At 41.6% G+C, this 15,500-nt stretch carries 13 protein-coding genes; 7 read left to right on the top strand and 6 right to left on the bottom strand.

What is annotated here, in order from left to right:
• Window positions 1–62 precede the first annotated feature (62 nt).
• Entirely contained in the window at window positions 63–716 is a 654-nt protein-coding gene (locus tag V7L07_RS15200) for an energy-coupling factor transporter transmembrane component T family protein (RefSeq protein WP_335059124.1), read from the bottom strand.
• Window positions 709–1,632 carry an energy-coupling factor ABC transporter permease gene (locus V7L07_RS15195; RefSeq protein ID WP_335059122.1) on the bottom strand — a complete coding sequence of 308 codons (924 nt, stop codon included), beginning with the start codon at window positions 1,630–1,632 and terminating at the stop codon, window positions 709–711. The genes V7L07_RS15200 and V7L07_RS15195 overlap by 8 nt, the downstream gene beginning before the upstream one ends.
• Before the next feature lie 1,139 nt (window positions 1,633–2,771).
• Here V7L07_RS15195 and V7L07_RS15190 point away from each other — a divergent pair.
• The 4 genes from V7L07_RS15190 (at window position 2,772) to V7L07_RS15175 (ending at window position 8,260) form a co-directional block, all read left to right on the top strand.
• Window positions 2,772–4,016 carry a glycosyltransferase gene (locus tag V7L07_RS15190; protein ID WP_335059251.1) on the top strand — a complete coding sequence of 415 codons (1,245 nt, stop codon included), beginning with the start codon at window positions 2,772–2,774 and terminating at the stop codon, window positions 4,014–4,016.
• Between the two features lie 252 nt (window positions 4,017–4,268).
• Window positions 4,269–5,960, top strand: a complete 1,692-nt coding sequence (locus tag V7L07_RS15185) for a glycosyltransferase family 39 protein (RefSeq protein ID WP_335059249.1) — start codon at window positions 4,269–4,271, stop codon at window positions 5,958–5,960.
• 319 nt (window positions 5,961–6,279) lie between these two features.
• Complete coding sequence (locus V7L07_RS15180; RefSeq protein WP_335059120.1) at window positions 6,280–6,960, top strand: response regulator transcription factor; 681 nt, start codon at window positions 6,280–6,282, stop codon at window positions 6,958–6,960.
• Between the two features lie 4 nt (window positions 6,961–6,964).
• Entirely contained in the window at window positions 6,965–8,260 is a 1,296-nt protein-coding gene (locus tag V7L07_RS15175) for a sensor histidine kinase (protein ID WP_335059118.1), read from the top strand.
• Window position 8,261: 1 nt separating this feature from the next.
• On the opposite strand, the gene V7L07_RS15170 is transcribed toward V7L07_RS15175, so the two are convergent.
• Window positions 8,262–8,546: a peptidase gene (locus tag V7L07_RS15170; RefSeq protein WP_335059116.1), complete on the bottom strand. Its 285-nt coding sequence runs from the start codon at window positions 8,544–8,546 to the stop codon at window positions 8,262–8,264.
• 595 nt (window positions 8,547–9,141) lie between these two features.
• Here V7L07_RS15170 and V7L07_RS15165 point away from each other — a divergent pair.
• From V7L07_RS15165 to V7L07_RS15155, 3 genes are all read left to right on the top strand, one after another.
• On the top strand, window positions 9,142–9,636 hold the full coding sequence (locus V7L07_RS15165; protein ID WP_335059114.1) for a DUF4363 domain-containing protein: 495 nt from the start codon (window positions 9,142–9,144) through the stop codon (window positions 9,634–9,636).
• A gap of 833 nt (window positions 9,637–10,469) precedes the next feature.
• Window positions 10,470–12,191, top strand: a complete 1,722-nt coding sequence (locus V7L07_RS15160) for an iron uptake porin (protein ID WP_335059113.1) — start codon at window positions 10,470–10,472, stop codon at window positions 12,189–12,191.
• Window positions 12,192–12,748: 557 nt separating this feature from the next.
• The gene (locus V7L07_RS15155) at window positions 12,749–13,519 is read left to right on the top strand and encodes a pentapeptide repeat-containing protein (RefSeq protein ID WP_335059111.1); all 771 of its coding nucleotides are present in this window, start codon (window positions 12,749–12,751) and stop codon (window positions 13,517–13,519) included.
• Between the two features lie 12 nt (window positions 13,520–13,531).
• Here V7L07_RS15155 and V7L07_RS15150 read toward each other — a convergent pair whose 3' ends face one another.
• The 3 genes from V7L07_RS15150 to V7L07_RS15140 all read right to left on the bottom strand — a co-directional run.
• Window positions 13,532–13,918 carry a DUF2358 domain-containing protein gene (locus tag V7L07_RS15150; RefSeq protein ID WP_335059109.1) on the bottom strand — a complete coding sequence of 129 codons (387 nt, stop codon included), beginning with the start codon at window positions 13,916–13,918 and terminating at the stop codon, window positions 13,532–13,534.
• 54 nt (window positions 13,919–13,972) lie between these two features.
• Complete coding sequence (locus V7L07_RS15145) at window positions 13,973–14,536, bottom strand: hypothetical protein (protein WP_335059107.1); 564 nt, start codon at window positions 14,534–14,536, stop codon at window positions 13,973–13,975.
• Between the two features lie 49 nt (window positions 14,537–14,585).
• On the bottom strand, window positions 14,586–15,500 hold a 915-nt coding region (locus V7L07_RS15140), incomplete at its 5' end, for a WD40 repeat domain-containing protein (RefSeq protein ID WP_335059105.1).

Here is a 15,500-nt window from a genome sequence, read left to right as displayed (position 1 = left end):
AATTCACCTATGTAAGGGAGTGGACAGTAGAGACGCGATGAATCGCGTCTATGAGGAGTGGGTTAAATTTTGTAAGAAGTTAGGGTGACAACAGCAGCGATCGCCCAAGCTAGTAACAGGGCAAAACGTTCTTTTGGTCTGAGGGTAGAATCTATGGGTAATTGTCCGTTGTAACCACGAGCTACCATTGCCGCGTAGACTCGCTCTCCCCTATCCAAACTACGGAGATATAAAGCTCCAATCATGGCAGCACTGGCATAACGCAACCATCCCCCTGTTCCAGTCAAACCGCGTAATTGGGCGCTGCGCCGCATCCGAGTTACTTCTGAGAGCAAAATTTCCATATATTGCCCAGCTAACAACAAGTTTTCTTTTAAAGGTGCTGGTACGGGTAAACTTTTAAGGGCAATACCGAAACTGTGAGGCGGTAAGGTCAACAAAAAACTATTCATTGTAACCAGACAAATCAGCGAACGAACCAGCAAAAAACTAGCTCGCTCCCATCCCAAGGGCAAGGCCAGCAATGACAAAAAAATCAATTCTGTGCCAAGTAATCCTCCTAATTGGCGAATTGGTACGCGCAATAACCAAGCCCATAAAAGTGCGATCGCGCCATATATACTTAGTTCATACCAGGCATAATGCTTTAATAAAGCTGCTCCCACCACAATCACTAGAGACAGTTGCAAGCGTAGCGGCAAGGAAAGTTTAAGCATTCTTCGGTTTCACCACGTTGGCAATGCCAAAGGCAACAGCAAAGCAAACCCCAGATCCCAGAAGTCCAGCAATGCTGGTGCTAATTTTCCCATCTAAGCCCTTGACCTTGTAATCAGCCAAAGGAGTAGGAATTTCAACTACTGGGGCTTCTTTGTCTTTGAAGCGGTATTTTTCGGCTACTGAATCTAATCCGTCAGGCCAAGTTGAGGCAAACAGCGATAGCACACCAGCAATTAAGAAAATGCTCACCACTGGTACTAACCACTTCTGTAATTGCGGCTGTTCTCCTGGCAAGAGGTCGGGTCGGACTTTGACAAGATAACTTAACACGCCCCCTGTAATCAATCCTTCGCCAATCCCAATCAAAATATGGACACCTGCCATTGCTGGCAAACCGATGTTCAAGGGTATTGTTCCAGAAATGGCTAACTCAATAGCACATGCAATGGACGCTGCAACGACACTAATCGCCGCTGCAATGCCGGCTGCCAAAGGTAAGCGTCCTCTAGAACCTCCTAGTAGTCGCTGTAGTGGTTGGTATAACAACCAACCAACCCAGATCCCGACCAACCCCATGTTCAAAATATTTGCCCCCAGTGCAGTGATGCCACCATCGGCAAATAGAACTGCCTGAATCACGAAAACTGTTGACATGGCTAAAGTTGCTGCCCAAGGACTGCCCAAAACGATCGCCGCTAAGGTTCCCCCTAACAAGTGACCACTAGTACCGCCTGCTACCGGAAAATTGATCATCTGGGCGGCAAAAATGAAGGCGGTGGTTAGTCCCAATATGGGCGCACGACGGCTACCAAAGGCTTCTTGCGATCGCCCGAAGGCAATAAACAGCGCTGCCGCACTCGCTAAACCAGTAGCCCCTGCCACTGGTATAGAAACAAATCCATCAGGAATATGCATGATTTACCCTGTATTCTTAAGATGTTAATTTACTCAAAACAAGCAATAAAGCTACACATCACTTTAATAACAAACAAAATTTTTCTCTTTTTTGCAATGCCCTATTGGGGGATTTATGGTGCTACTTTTGACATATTTGCAATCCAATATCTCCTAAATAGTATACTTATTTATTAAATAGTTCGTTTTGATTGAGTTTGTTTTTTAGTTCATTAAACTTTGATAGATATTACGAAAGCGGAATATCTGTATATGTCTACTTTCATAATTGCCTCTTACTTTTTGGAGTAGCTCTTTTTTTACAACATCACACAGGAATCCTACAGTTGCTTTTACGGTTGAGAAATCGCTATCACTATTTCACAAAAAGCTACTTGAATATTTCTCTATTTTGTGGGATTTGATTAATTCAATATTTACTACATCAATAAGTAATTTTTTTGCAGATATAACAAGCTGATGTCATTGGAATTTGCGCGTTTTGTAATATCAACCAAAAATTATTTCATGACAAATCATTTCTCGATCAAATTATTAACAATAAAAATGTAGAAGTATGTTACCAACATTAACGATACTTCATATTTAATTGATATTACCCATATTAGTATGAAAAGATTATAAAAATTTGCTGGATTAGGTGTATATTTGTTGACTTAGTTTACTTAATGGTACATTATTTGTATGTAAAAATATGTAACTGGGAAAATAATACCATAAAAATTAGTAGTAGAATGCAAAATTTAGATTAAATTTGAGAAAATACTGTGAATTGAAGTGCGGGAATTACTAAAATTTCAGAACAGTTAACTGTAACAAAAGTATTCCTCAAGTTTTGAGTAACTAGATTCAATGAAGAGTGCTGAGTGCTGAGTACTGAGTGCTGAGTTAAAAGACCACACCACTTGCGGGTGGGGTATCAACCTTCTATTGCGTAAGAAGATTTCGCTTAACATCGGGCGGGGCTTGTACCAAGTACATAAGTGATGAGTAGTTTTTTTACTTCCTCAGCACGGGCTAAACGCCCCGCTATCGCTAACATAACTCAGGACTCAGGACTGAGTGTGGTCAATAAAGTCAGCAGATGTTTGGCTCTATTTTCCACGGACTTTACACATCCTCGTTCTGCAATTTGGAACATGAAGACAAACTCATCCAACTCGCTGTTAACAGTGCCAACTGGCCCACTAAAGATTTCAGAGTTACCTCTTAACGATGTGGGTACAAGTGGTGAATCTATCGAGCTTTCTCTAGTAATTCCCACTTATAAAGAGCGTGACAACATCAAGAATGTAGTTAGCATATTGAGTCAGTTACTAGATGAATCTATTCCAGGAAACTATGAACTAATAGTGGTAGACGATGACAGCCCAGATCGAACTTGGGAAATAGCGCAATCCTTGATGCCAGAATACCCCCTGTTGCGGGTGATGCGACGCCAACAGGAACGGGGGCTATCGTCAGCGGTGATTCGTGGGTGGCAAGCTGCGACGGGGAATGTGTTGGGGGTAATTGATGGAGATTTGCAGCATCCGCCAGAGGTGCTGACGCAATTGTTGCGTAGTGTTGAGCAGGGAGCAGATTTAGCTGTAGCTAGCCGTCATGTGGAAGGAGGCGGTGTTAGTAGCTGGAGTGTCGTGAGGCGTTTCTTATCTCGTGGCGCTCAGTTGTTAGGCTTGGTGATCTTACCGGGGGTACTGGGCAGAGTTTCCGACCCCATGAGTGGTTATTTTATGGTGCGTCGGAGTGCGATCGCCAATGCAACACTCAATCCAGTCGGATACAAAATTCTCCTAGAAGTAATCGGCCGGGGGAATGTAGACCAAGTTGCCGAAGTTGGGTATGTGTTCCGCGAACGCAAAGAGGGCGAAAGTAAGGTGACATGGAAGCAATATATAGATTACATCCACCACTTAGTACGGTTGCGGCTTTCCACAGGGCGAGTCGGACGGTTGAGTAAAAAAGTTAATTTCCCCGTTAGTCGATTTCTGCGTTTTGGATTAGTTGGCTTTAGTGGCGTCTTTGTGGATATGGCAATACTTTACTTACTCAGCGATCCCACTACCTTGGCTTGGCCACTGACACGCAGCAAAATTGTTGCCGGTGAGATTGCAATTTTAAATAATTTCTTCTGGAATGACGCTTGGACATTTGCTGATGTCAGCGCCAGACAGCAAGGATGGCGTCAACGCCTGAAGCGGTTTTTGAAATTCAACGCTATTTGCCTGGCTGGACTGGTATTGAATGTACTGATCTTGAATTTGGTATTCAATTTTCTTATTCATAACCGTTATATTGCCAACTTTATTGCGATCGCAGTTGCTACTATCTGGAATTTCTGGATTAATTTAAAACTTAGCTGGCGTGTCACCGACGTGAAATAATCACAACGAGGGATTTGAGATTTTGATTTTTGTTTTTAGATTTTAGAACGAACTTCAATCTTTAGCGTCAAATCTACAAATCCATTCGTGTGAGGCCCAGCAATGAGAGTTTTTTTCCCAGGTGCATTTTATTTTTACAGAAAAATTATCTCGTTGCTACTTGCCTCTGCCAAACATGGCTCGCAATACAAGCATTGGCAAAATTGGCAGGCTCGACTTCCTCCTTTCTGGGTTCACTCTTTGCTGAACTTAATGTGGTTGCTCATCGGCCTCAGCTTGCGTCTAGCCAACTTGACAGCAAAGCCTCCTTGGACTGATGAGTTTTCCACCTTGGTGTTTAGCTTGGGAAATACTTTTTTAGGAGTACCCTTAGATCGAGCGATCGCACCTGATACCTTATTGCAACCACTACAAATAAACCCAACGGCTAGTATTGGTGATGTTGTTCATAACTTAGCTACACAAGATAACCATCCACCACTGTATTTTGTGCTGGCTTATCTGTGGATGAAATTATTTAAGAGCGACGGGGGATTAGTCTCGCTATTTGGTGCGCGATTATTACCAGCAATCCTCGGCGCTGCCTCCATTCCATGTATTTACTTCTTAGCTAGAGTAGCGTTTCGTTCATCATTAGTCGGACATTTGGCTGCTGCCATGATGGCAGTATCACCCTACGGCGTATTTTTAGCACAAGAAGCGCGTCATTACACTTTGGCAATCTTATGGGTAATTGGTTCCCTCACCTGCTTAGTAATTGCCACACGTCATATTCAAAACCGCACACCTTTACCCATCTGGATAGCACTGTTGTGGGTAGGAATTAATGCTTTAGGTATTGCGACTCATTATTTCTTCACCCTCACTCTCTGTACAGAAGCGATAGTTTTAATTTTTCTTGCTTGGCTTCAATTGCAAACTAGCAGCAAATTTTCTCTCCTCTTCTCTCCTACCTGGCGGCGCATCTATGCCGTTGCTATAGGTACTTCTGTCGCGGGTTTAATTTGGATACCAATCTTATTAGAGAATAAAAATCGTGGTGTTTTGACCGAGTGGATTCGAGGTTCGCGCGTTGGACTAGATTGGTTAAGCCCAATTTTTCAGGCTTTGGGAACATTGATTGCCATGATTTGCCTATTACCAGTGGAATCTTCACAGCTATTGGTTGTGATTCCTTCTGGAGTGGTAATGCTGACTTTCTTTATTTGGGCAGTACCAATTTTGTTACGTGGGATCAAGATTCAACTACAGCACCCAGAAAACCGAATTATGATCCAGGTGTTTATCGGAGTCACCATCAGTGCGATCGCTTTATTCTTTATCTTTACCTACTTTTTGGGCATCGATCTAACCAGAGGCGCTCGTTATAACTTTGTTTACTTCCCTGCGATCGTTATTTTACTAGGCGCAAGTCTAGCAGCTTGTTGGCATCCTCCCAATGAATTGCTGGGAAGAGAACTAGAGAAAAATGGCATCAAAACCATTGGTAGATGGGGAATAAATGGCAAAAAAGCCGTAATATTAATTTGGTCAATGGGACTTTTGAGTGCAGTTACAGTATTCTGCAATCTCGGCTATCAAAAATATTATCGCCCTGACCTATTTGTGCAACTAATTCAACAAATATCCCCAGTGCCAATACTGATTGCCACTACCCACAAAACTTATGTACACACTGGGGAAATGATGGGGGTAGCTAGAGAGATTAAACTTGGCAATTCACTTCAAAAACCTCTATTTCTCCTTGCCCATCAAGACCAATACCCCAATACTTCCACCATAGCTCTAGAAAATACTTTAAATAAATTACCACGACCTTTTGACTTATGGGTGGTAAACTTTCACGCCCCCGTTGCAGAAGCCGTCAAAACATGCGTTATATCTGATACTCAATCTTTACCAAGTGTAGATGGCTACGAATATGAACTTTATCATTGTCAATAAGCTAGTACCGCAAGGCGGAATTCAAAATGACGCTCTCTACGAGATGCTAAAAGCGTAGCTTGCTTCCCTGCAAGGGTACGCAGCCTCTCGTAGAGAAGCCATGCCGTTGGCGGAGCCTCTCGTAGAGAAGGCTTTACGCTGCGCTAACAAAATTCAAAATGAATACAACGCAAGCATTTCATTGATTTGGAATGGGTGGTTTATTTACACCGTGTTGTACTAGTGTTAAGCCTGATTTTTCACGTCATTGGCATAGCACTGTCCCTTTTTTATAAATTGGTAAGTAAAACAATAATTGTGGTACTAACAAGACAAAACTGTGATAAAAATTCTTTTAATTGAAGATGAATATCGGATTGCAAAAGCACTTGCAGAAGTACTAATTGACCAAAATTATCTTGTTGATATTGCTAGTGATGGTCAAATAGGATGGGAGTTTACCAAAACCTTTCCTTATGACTTAATCGTGTTAGATTTGATGCTACCAAAGTTAGATGGTATAACTTTGTGCAGACAACTAAGACAAGAAGGATGCTCGATACCTATTCTATTGCTAACTGCCAAAGATACTAGCACAGACAAAGTAATTGGGTTAGATGCAGGAGCAGATGATTATGTGGTCAAACCCTTTGATTTACAAGAATTAATGGCTCGTATTCGGGCTTTATTAAGGCGAGGAATTACTATTTTACCCTCTGTATTTGAGTGGGAACAATTGCGTTTAGATCCAAATACTTATGAAGTAACATATAATGAAAAACCAGTACATCTTACTCCCAAAGAATATAGAATTTTGGAATTATTTTTACGCCATAGCCATCAAGTATTTAATCGAAATGAAATTCTGAGACATCTTTGGTCTTTTGAAGAACCACCAGGAGAAGAAACAATAAAAGTTCACATTCGGAGTTTAAGACAAAAGTTAAAATTAGCTGGAGCTAATATTGATTTTATTGAGACAGTATACGGTTTAGGCTATCGACTAAAACAAACTTTTTAAATTGATGCTTCAGACTTTAGGCAGGCGGATTTTATTTTCATATTTAGGTGTAATGGTAACAATTTGGGGAACTTCTACTACAGTTGTCTACCATTTTTTATCTTACAATCTCTATCAAAAATTAGATAGCGAAATTATCAATTTAGCAAATGCAGCTTCTCACAACTTAATAGCAGCGCCAGTGGACAAAAAAGCAGTTAATACTAGAATTCCTCGAATTTTAGATAATGATGATGATGGAGATTTAGATATTCCTTGGCAAGATTTACGTGAAAATCATCAAGGAGTAGAATGGTTTGATGCTAATGGTCAGTTATTAGCTAAAGCGGGAACCACTATTTCTCAGATACCATTTACTGCTAATTTTGACATCACCCAACATAATAAAATCCGCAGCATTACTATTCCTGTTTATCTGCATAGCTTAAGTATCAGCAAAAAACTTCAAGGATATGTACGGGTAAGTGAATCTACAGAAGAACTAGAAGAAGAACTAGACAGACTTTTATGGGGATTTGAGTTAGGAGGACTAATTGTAATAATTCTTAGTGGTTTAGGTGGTTGGTGGCTAACAAGACAATCTTTACGGCCAATTGAGCAAAGTATTCAGCAATTAAAACAGTTCACTGCCGATGCTTCCCACGAGTTACGTAGTCCTTTAACAATCATTAAAACTTCTGTTGAAGTCATCATGAATTATCCAGATAGAATTCATCCAGCTAATTTGAATAAATTGGAAGCAATCTCATCTGCAAGCAATCAAATGACTCAATTAGTAGAAGATTTACTTTTATTAGCTCGAACTGATGCAGTCACCAGTAATCAAAATCAACTGATTACATGGATAAGTATTCCTCTAGATGAACTATTAGAAGATTTGGTGGATTTTTGGGAACAGGAAGCAGTATCTCAGGAAATTATTCTGAAGTCAGAAATATCAACCGAAGTTTTTATCAAAGGTGAAGCTATTCAATTAAAGCGATTATTTTCTAATCTATTGCAAAATGCCTTGCACTATACACCGAAAGGAGGAACTGTCATAGTTTCTTTGATTAAACTTGAGCGGTTAGTAGCAATAAATGTTCAGGATACTGGTATTGGTATTGCTCCAGAACATATTCCGCTAATTTTTAATCGCTTTTGGAGGGCAGATCAAGCCAGAAGCCAGCGAGAGGGAGGCTTAGGTTTGGGATTAGCTATTGCCGATGCGATCGCTAGAACTCATGGAGGAGATATTACCGTCACCAGTGAAGTCGATGTTGGTAGCTGCTTTCAGGTACATTTGCCATTAGCATCTTAGTTTAATTCTTGGGATTTTGCCGAGTCCTTTTACCAAATAAACCAGACATACTTAATCCTGTTGCCAACAATCCCAGAAGTCCTAATCCGTTCAAAATTGGGTAGATTTTTTCAAGATGAAAAATTTCGCCTGTATGGATACTTAAGAGGAAGCTAGCTGGAACTCCTATACCAATAGACCACTCACGGACAAAGGTTACTAACATCCCAGTCAATACAGTTAAAACAAGTGGCACAGATAAGATAATGCCAAAGATTCGATGATACTTACGAAATGAACGTTTCATAGTAATTCTCCAGTCAGTAGAAACTTTTACCAAACAATACAATGTAGGCTCAATATCGCCTAAAATGCAAATTAAATGAGAAAAATCGAGTCTTGTCAGACAAGACTCGAAGTAAACAATTGGTGTGAGGAATTTTTAGAGACTCTGTTCTTAAGGTAAAGCACAGCAGGTAAAAAACTCGGAAAGAGAAAATATCGGTTCTTTCCGAGTTTTTTACCTTGGTAGCTTTAATATCTGAATGGCAGAAATATTACCTAATATTTTTGTTCACAGTGAGTACAATGTGTGAATACTAGTACCGCAAGGCGGAATTAAAAATTCAAAATTAATACAGTGTAAGCATCTCATTGATTTTGAATGGTGAGGCAGTCCGGTCTTCTCCCAAGGGGAGACGCCAAGGGCGATGGGGGTTTCCCCCATGAGGAACTGCCGTTAGCGCAGCGTAAAGCCTTCTCTACGAGAGGCTCCGCCAACGGCATGGCTTCTCTACGAGACGCTGCGCCAACGCTTAGAGCGAGTCATCGAGCGTCAGGGGTGATTTATTTACGCCGTGTTGCACTAGTCTACAAAAACGAGTTTTGATGAGGAGTCTATAATGAATCGTTTTAATCCTGTACTGATAGTCTCTCTAATCAGCCTGATGGCTTTGGTTGGATGTAGTAAGGGTGAAGAACCTACTGCACAGACACCACCTGCTGGGAGTTCTGTCTCCGAAACATCTCCTAGTTCCACTCCAGCAACTAGCCCTGAAACATCTGCTAGTCCTACTGCGACAACCAAGGCTGATACAGCAGTTAGTCCCACTGCAAATACCGATTTTAAAGGTTTAGAGGGTGTTGTTACCAATACTAAGGCGGCAGTTGATGCGGGAAATTTTGCCAAAGCTAAAGGGGAATTTGATAAATTTGAGAATTTTTGGTCAAAAGTTGAGGATGGAGTCAAAGTTAAGTCTCCCAATGCCTACAAAGAAATTGAAGATAAATCTGATGAACTCAAAGCAGGGCTTAAAGCCTCTGCACCAAATAAACAGAAATTGTTAACAGCCTTAGCGTCTCTTAACCAGAATGTCACTAGTGTTGCCAAGCCTTAAGAGCCAAATATTAGGATTACTATTTGATTTTTGAAATCTATGTAGTGGGCTGTCAAGGCTAAAATATTGTCGGTTGGGTGGAGGCTTTGCGTATTAGTGTCAACTTAACGTGAAAGCAAGCCTAGAACCAGCTTTTAGATATTGTCTCGTTCCCAGTCGGATACTGGGAATGCCCGTCGTTGAGGCTCCGCCTCAAGACTCGCTCGCGGCAGCAGCCCAATGAATAGTATTTCCAGCCGGAGGCTGGAAACGAGATTTTAAACTGACTTTTCACGTCATGTGGAAAACCTAACCCCCCAGCCCCCTTCCCTACAAGGGAATGGGGAGAATTCAAAGCCTCTCTTCTTGTAGGAGAGAGGAATGGAAGTGAAGTTTTCCAGATCCCGTGAAAAGTCAGATTTTAAAAGGGTTTGGGCAAAAGTAGACACTAATGGGCTTTGCGTAACCCAACATCCTGATATCTGTTGGGTTGCGCTCCGCTCCACCCAACCTACGTCTAATCCACTAAGTATTTGTTAGCTAAGTAGGTAGGCATAGTTAAACATCAAATAAAATCCTAGTTCGTAGTGAGCGATTCATTGCTCCAAACAAGAATTATCAGGACTCAAGTCCTCTCTGCGAGACGCTGCGCGAACACTAAGCTGTTGTGATTATAGTTTGCACATTGAGGCGGCAGGGGAGCAGGGTGCAGGGAGCAAGGGAGAGGATTTACAGGTTTTGCCTAATCATGCTTGTGATGCAATTTGCAGGCGCAACAGCTTACAAACTTTAATTTATTTACGCCTAGCTACTTAGTGTCCTAGTCCTGATTAATTTTTTGTGTGAGGAATAAAATGTCAAAAGCAAAAGTTCTCTGGAGTTTTCTTCAGCAGGCTACATTAGTTGTGCTTGTTGCCTCAACTGTTGATTCTAGTACACTGGCGATGCCTGCGGCGGTCTACGCCAACGCATCTCCTCCAGATAACACTACATTAAAATCTGGAAGTAACCAGACCGAGCAATCTCTTGATTCTCCAGCAACTAATGATGCTGTCGCACAAGTTACCTCCGTATCTCAATTATCAGATGTGCAGCCTACTGATTGGGCATTTCAAGCACTGCAATCACTAGTAGAACGTTACGGCTGTATTGCTGGATATCCCAATAGTACATATCGCGGTAATCGAGCGATGACGCGATATGAATTTGCGGCGGGTTTGAATGCTTGTCTAGAACGTGTCAATGAACTCATTGCTACCTCAACTAATGATTTGGTCAAGAAACAAGATTTAGCCACATTACAAAAATTGCAAGAGGAATTTACCACCGAACTAGCAACCTTACGCGGTCGAGTCGATGCGGTGGAATCACGCGCTACAGAACTGCAAGCACATCAGTTTTCTACCACCACCAAACTCAATGGTGAAGCTATTTTTGCAGTGGCAGGAATTGTCTCAGGAGATAATGCTAGGGGAGAAAAAATCAATCGGAATCCTATTTTAGGCGATCGCATCCGTCTCAACTTTGACACCAGTTTTACAGGTAAAGATTTACTCAGAACTCGACTTCAAGCCACAAACCTGAATGCCTTCTCTGGCAACTCTACATTTACACCAGAAGGTGACTTACGGTTTGCTGGTGGTACTTTTGATAATGGCAACAACAATGCTGTTGCCATCGATGCGCTGTTGTATCAGTTCCCTCTCACTCAGAAAACAAATGTCATCGTTGAAGCAAATGCAGGTGCAGCGGATGATTTTACTAATACAGTAAACCCTTACTTAGATGGAGATGGTGGTAGCGGCGCTCTTTCTCATTTTGGGACTCGCAACCCGATTTACTATCTAGTTAATGGTGCTGGTTTAGGAATTCAGCACCAATTCAGTAAGAATCTAGAACTAAGTTTGGGATACTTAGCTAACGATCCTGCTAATCCTCAAAATCAAAGTGGTTTATTCAACGGTGCTTATGGAGCCATAGCCCAGTTAACTATCAAACCTACTGAAAAATTTACCCTTGGTTTGACTTACGTTAATTCTTACAATAATGACTTCACTGCCAATGGTAGTACAGGTAGCAACCGTGCTAACCTGCGTTCAGCTTTACTGAATAATCCCAATTTGCCAAATGATTTAGCTCCATTTTCTGGTTCTGATTTACCAGTATCCAGTAATTCTTATGGTGCAGAAGCATCATTACAATTGAGTGATAAATTTATCTTGGGTGGTTGGGCTGGTTACACTAACACTCGTATTTTGGCAAGCAATGGCAGTGGAGTTAATCGGGGAAGTTTGGATATCTGGAACTGGGCGGTTACTTTGGGATTCCCCGACCTTGGTAAAAAAGGGAACCTAGCGGGTATTGTGGTTGGTATGGAACCTTATGTGACAAATTCAAGTGTCGCCCAAATTGGCAAAGACAAGAACAATTCATATCATTTAGAAGCGTTCTACCAGTATAAAGTGAGCGATAATATTACCATTACTCCCGGAATTATTTGGTTGACTTCGCCGGATAACAACAGTAATAACAATGATGCTGTCATTGGTGCATTGAGAACTACTTTTACTTTCTAAAGGTAACAAGGACGCCGTATTTATCTCTATAAGACGCCAAAGGCGATCGCTTTTGGCGTCTCGAAATATATTTTTTCTTCTCCATCGTCCATGTTGAAACCCGGAGTTTTGAATTATTCTATTGTGTCATTGCGACGTTCGCTCTTAGCGTTCCCGCAGGGTAGGAAGCAATCGCAAAATTTTGGTAAAAAACTACAGTTCTCAAGTTAGACGAGGTTTATTTGGATGTTGCAGATGCTTTCTTGAAAGTAATGTTTTGCAATGAGTTTAATTTTGTGACATCAGTTTTACTTATTGTGGAGTGTATAATTTCTCTTAACGAATGACGCTCATTGACCATCCTTACCGGGGTTATCAGTCTTAATATTGGCTCAATTAATAGCTTGACTACTTTTCTATAATCCTTTAGCGTAGCGTTCCCTAGTAAAGGTATCACCAATTTATCAGTAATATAGACAACTACAGAGGGCAAATTGTTGAGATTGCTCATATCATAATGCTGAGGTATAAATCCGTCTCGGTCAACCTTAGTATGGAGTAATAAATATTACACAATTATGAAAAACCAAATTATCGGCGCAGCAGCATTTTTAACCACTATTAGTTTGACAGTAACGGTACAAGCAGCAAACTCCGAACATGTTAGACAGTTATTGGCAACCAAACAATGTCAAAACTGCGATTTGACGAATGCAGGTTTAGTTCTGGCTGACTTATCTGGAGCAAATTTGAGTGGTGCTAATCTCACAGGTGCTAACCTCAGCCGTGCAAATTTGAGCGGCGCAGATTTACGGGGTGCAAACTTGAGTGGTGCTAGTTTATTTGGTGTTAACCTGAGCGAAGCTAAATTTAGTGGGGCAAATTTGACTGGTGCTGATTTGAGAAATACTTATTTAGCGAATGCAGAACTAAATGGTGCTTACCTGAATGGCGCTAACTTTCAGGGTGCAGTTGGGATACCATTACAAGTGGCTTCATCAGAAGAATTTTATGCTTGGGGTATAGCAGAAGGGCAAAAAGGCAACCAACAGCAAGCAATCAGTTATTTTAATCAAGCGATCACTATTAAACCAGAATATGCGGGTGCTTATTTAGCTCGTGGTGTCGCTCGCTACCAAATACTAGATAGACAAGGTGCATTTCAAGATGCTCAAGTTGCTGAAAAATTGTTTACATCCCAAAATAACAACCCTGGTACACTAACAGCCCAAGCTTTTATTAAAGAATTGCAAACACCAGTAAATGACAAGGTAAGTACTGGTAGCCCCAGTTTCATGGACTTTTTTGGAAGTCTTGGCTCAGTCTTGCTTCAGTTCTTCCCTTTTTGAGAGGGATAATAATCAACTTTTTGAAGTAAATAAATGTTGCTTCACCACATCTAGGCGCGAACAGTTCCAATAATCGATATGGGAGACAATCAAACCATCAGAATTAAGACCTAATTCACTCCAACCAGGAATAGAGATCCTTGGCTTCCAAGGGAGAGGAGTATTCCAACTGAGTGTCCACTCAGTTTTGATTGTGTCTCCTAAACGTTGAATATTATGTACATCCATCTTGGGATTTAAAAACCAAGTTTGGATAAAGTTAATCATTTCTTTGTAACGTTTAACACCACGAAATTTATTCAGCGGGTCTTGAAAATAAACATCTGGAGCATAAATATTATAAGTTTGATTGACTGGGAATCTTTGATAGTCTTCTTTGAGGATTTCAATGATATCCATGAGAAATAAATATATGTGTAAATTGGTTTAATTATGAAAGCTGAAAAATGAAAATTAACCTTCATTCCATAAACGTTCTAACTGACGCCGCCAAGCAGTTAGGACTTCTTCTCGCCCTTCTGAGGTTTGATTGATTTCGCCCATCATTCCTTCTGCGTAAAAGCGTTCTAAGCTTTGCATCGTCGCTTGCAGAGATTGCCCTTGTTGTTTTGCTACCTGAATAATTTGCCGGATGCGGCTTTCAATTAGTCGATTAAAGACATTATTTAATCTGGCTTGATAGAGAGATGCAAGTCGGTTAATTGCATTGGACAAATCTGCACTGACTAAAGTGCTACTGTGATGTTGAAATACCCCCCAAATTACCCCTTCATACAAAGCGTAACGTACTTCTTGAGTGTCATCGAAGTTAGCTTCTAGGAACTGTTCTAAAAATGGTTGGGCTTCTTGGATGGGCACAATAGGCAGTAAAACTCGCAGCCAAGTATTATCTTCGGAAAGCAGCACCAACAGCCGAAATGTAGAAGTATCTACTTGCCACGATCCAGGAGCAATGACTACAACAGCCGATGTGTCAAATAATTCTGTGAGCGTACCCGCAATTTCTTCAGGTGTCATAAGGCTTTATTTAGATATAGCCTCTAGATTAGCGCAGAGGTGCATCAGCTTATTCAATCGCTCCCATTAGTTTTAATGCTATCGACTGTGCAGACGTTAGCCCTGTTACACCTGTGATATTCAGCCCTGCACACAGTTTATAGCTAATTACCCGCAGACAGTCGCCAGTAGTTGCATCCCAAATACGGATGGTTTCATCATTACTGCCACTGACAATCCGCTGACCGTCGGGGGAAAACGCCACTGAATTGACCCTAGAATCATGCCCGACAAAGAGTTGACCAATGGGCTGACCATTAACATCCCACAACCGTACTGTCTTGTCAAAACTGCCACTGACAATGTGCTGACCGTCAGGGGAAAACGCCACTGATAAGACTAGGGAATCACGCCCGACAAAGGGTTGACCAATGGGCTGACCATTAACATCCCACAACCGTACTGTCTTGTCATTACTGCCACTGACAATCCGCTGACCGTCGGGGGAAAATGCCACTGAATTGACCCTAGAATCATGCCCGACAAAGGGTTGACCAATGGGCTGACCATTCACATCCCACAACCGTACTGTCTTGTCAAAACTGCCACTGACAATCCGCTGACCGTCGGGGGAAAACGCCACTGAATTGACCCTAGAATCATGCCCGACAAAGAGTTGACCAATGGGCTGACCATTCACATCCCACAACCGTACTGTCTTGTCAAAACTGCCACTGACAATCCGCTGACCGTCGGGGGAAAATGCCACTGAATTGACCCTAGAATCATGCCCGACAAAGGGTTGACCAATGGGCTGACCATTCACATCCCACAACCGTACTGTCTTATCAGGACTACCACTGACAATCCGCTGACCGTCAGGGGAAAACGCCACTGAATTGACCCTAGAATCATGCCCGACAAAGGGTTGACCAATGGGCTGACCATTCACATCCCACAACCGTACTGTCTTATCAGGACTACC

Origin of the sequence: Nostoc sp., from assembly GCF_036916985.1 — a bacterium.
GTDB lineage: Bacteria > Cyanobacteriota > Cyanobacteriia > Cyanobacteriales > Nostocaceae > Nostoc.
The sequence above is the reverse complement of the archived record's forward strand: the minus strand, read 5'-3'. Positions and strand labels throughout refer to the sequence as shown.

Coding starts and splice junctions, on each gene's coding strand:
- V7L07_RS15155 (WP_335059111.1), top strand. CDS start 12,749: ATGAAAAACCAAATTATCGGCGCAGCAGCATTTTTAACCACTATTAGT.
- V7L07_RS15170 (WP_335059116.1), bottom strand. CDS start 8,546: ATGAAACGTTCATTTCGTAAGTATCATCGAATCTTTGGCATTATCTTA.
- V7L07_RS15175 (WP_335059118.1), top strand. CDS start 6,965: ATGCTTCAGACTTTAGGCAGGCGGATTTTATTTTCATATTTAGGTGTA.
- V7L07_RS15190 (WP_335059251.1), top strand. CDS start 2,772: ATGAAGACAAACTCATCCAACTCGCTGTTAACAGTGCCAACTGGCCCA.
- V7L07_RS15185 (WP_335059249.1), top strand. CDS start 4,269: ATGTGGTTGCTCATCGGCCTCAGCTTGCGTCTAGCCAACTTGACAGCA.
- V7L07_RS15195 (WP_335059122.1), bottom strand. CDS start 1,632: ATGCATATTCCTGATGGATTTGTTTCTATACCAGTGGCAGGGGCTACT.
- V7L07_RS15165 (WP_335059114.1), top strand. CDS start 9,142: ATGAATCGTTTTAATCCTGTACTGATAGTCTCTCTAATCAGCCTGATG.
- V7L07_RS15150 (WP_335059109.1), bottom strand. CDS start 13,918: ATGGATATCATTGAAATCCTCAAAGAAGACTATCAAAGATTCCCAGTC.
- V7L07_RS15145 (WP_335059107.1), bottom strand. CDS start 14,536: ATGACACCTGAAGAAATTGCGGGTACGCTCACAGAATTATTTGACACA.
- V7L07_RS15160 (WP_335059113.1), top strand. CDS start 10,470: ATGTCAAAAGCAAAAGTTCTCTGGAGTTTTCTTCAGCAGGCTACATTA.
- V7L07_RS15200 (WP_335059124.1), bottom strand. CDS start 716: ATGCTTAAACTTTCCTTGCCGCTACGCTTGCAACTGTCTCTAGTGATT.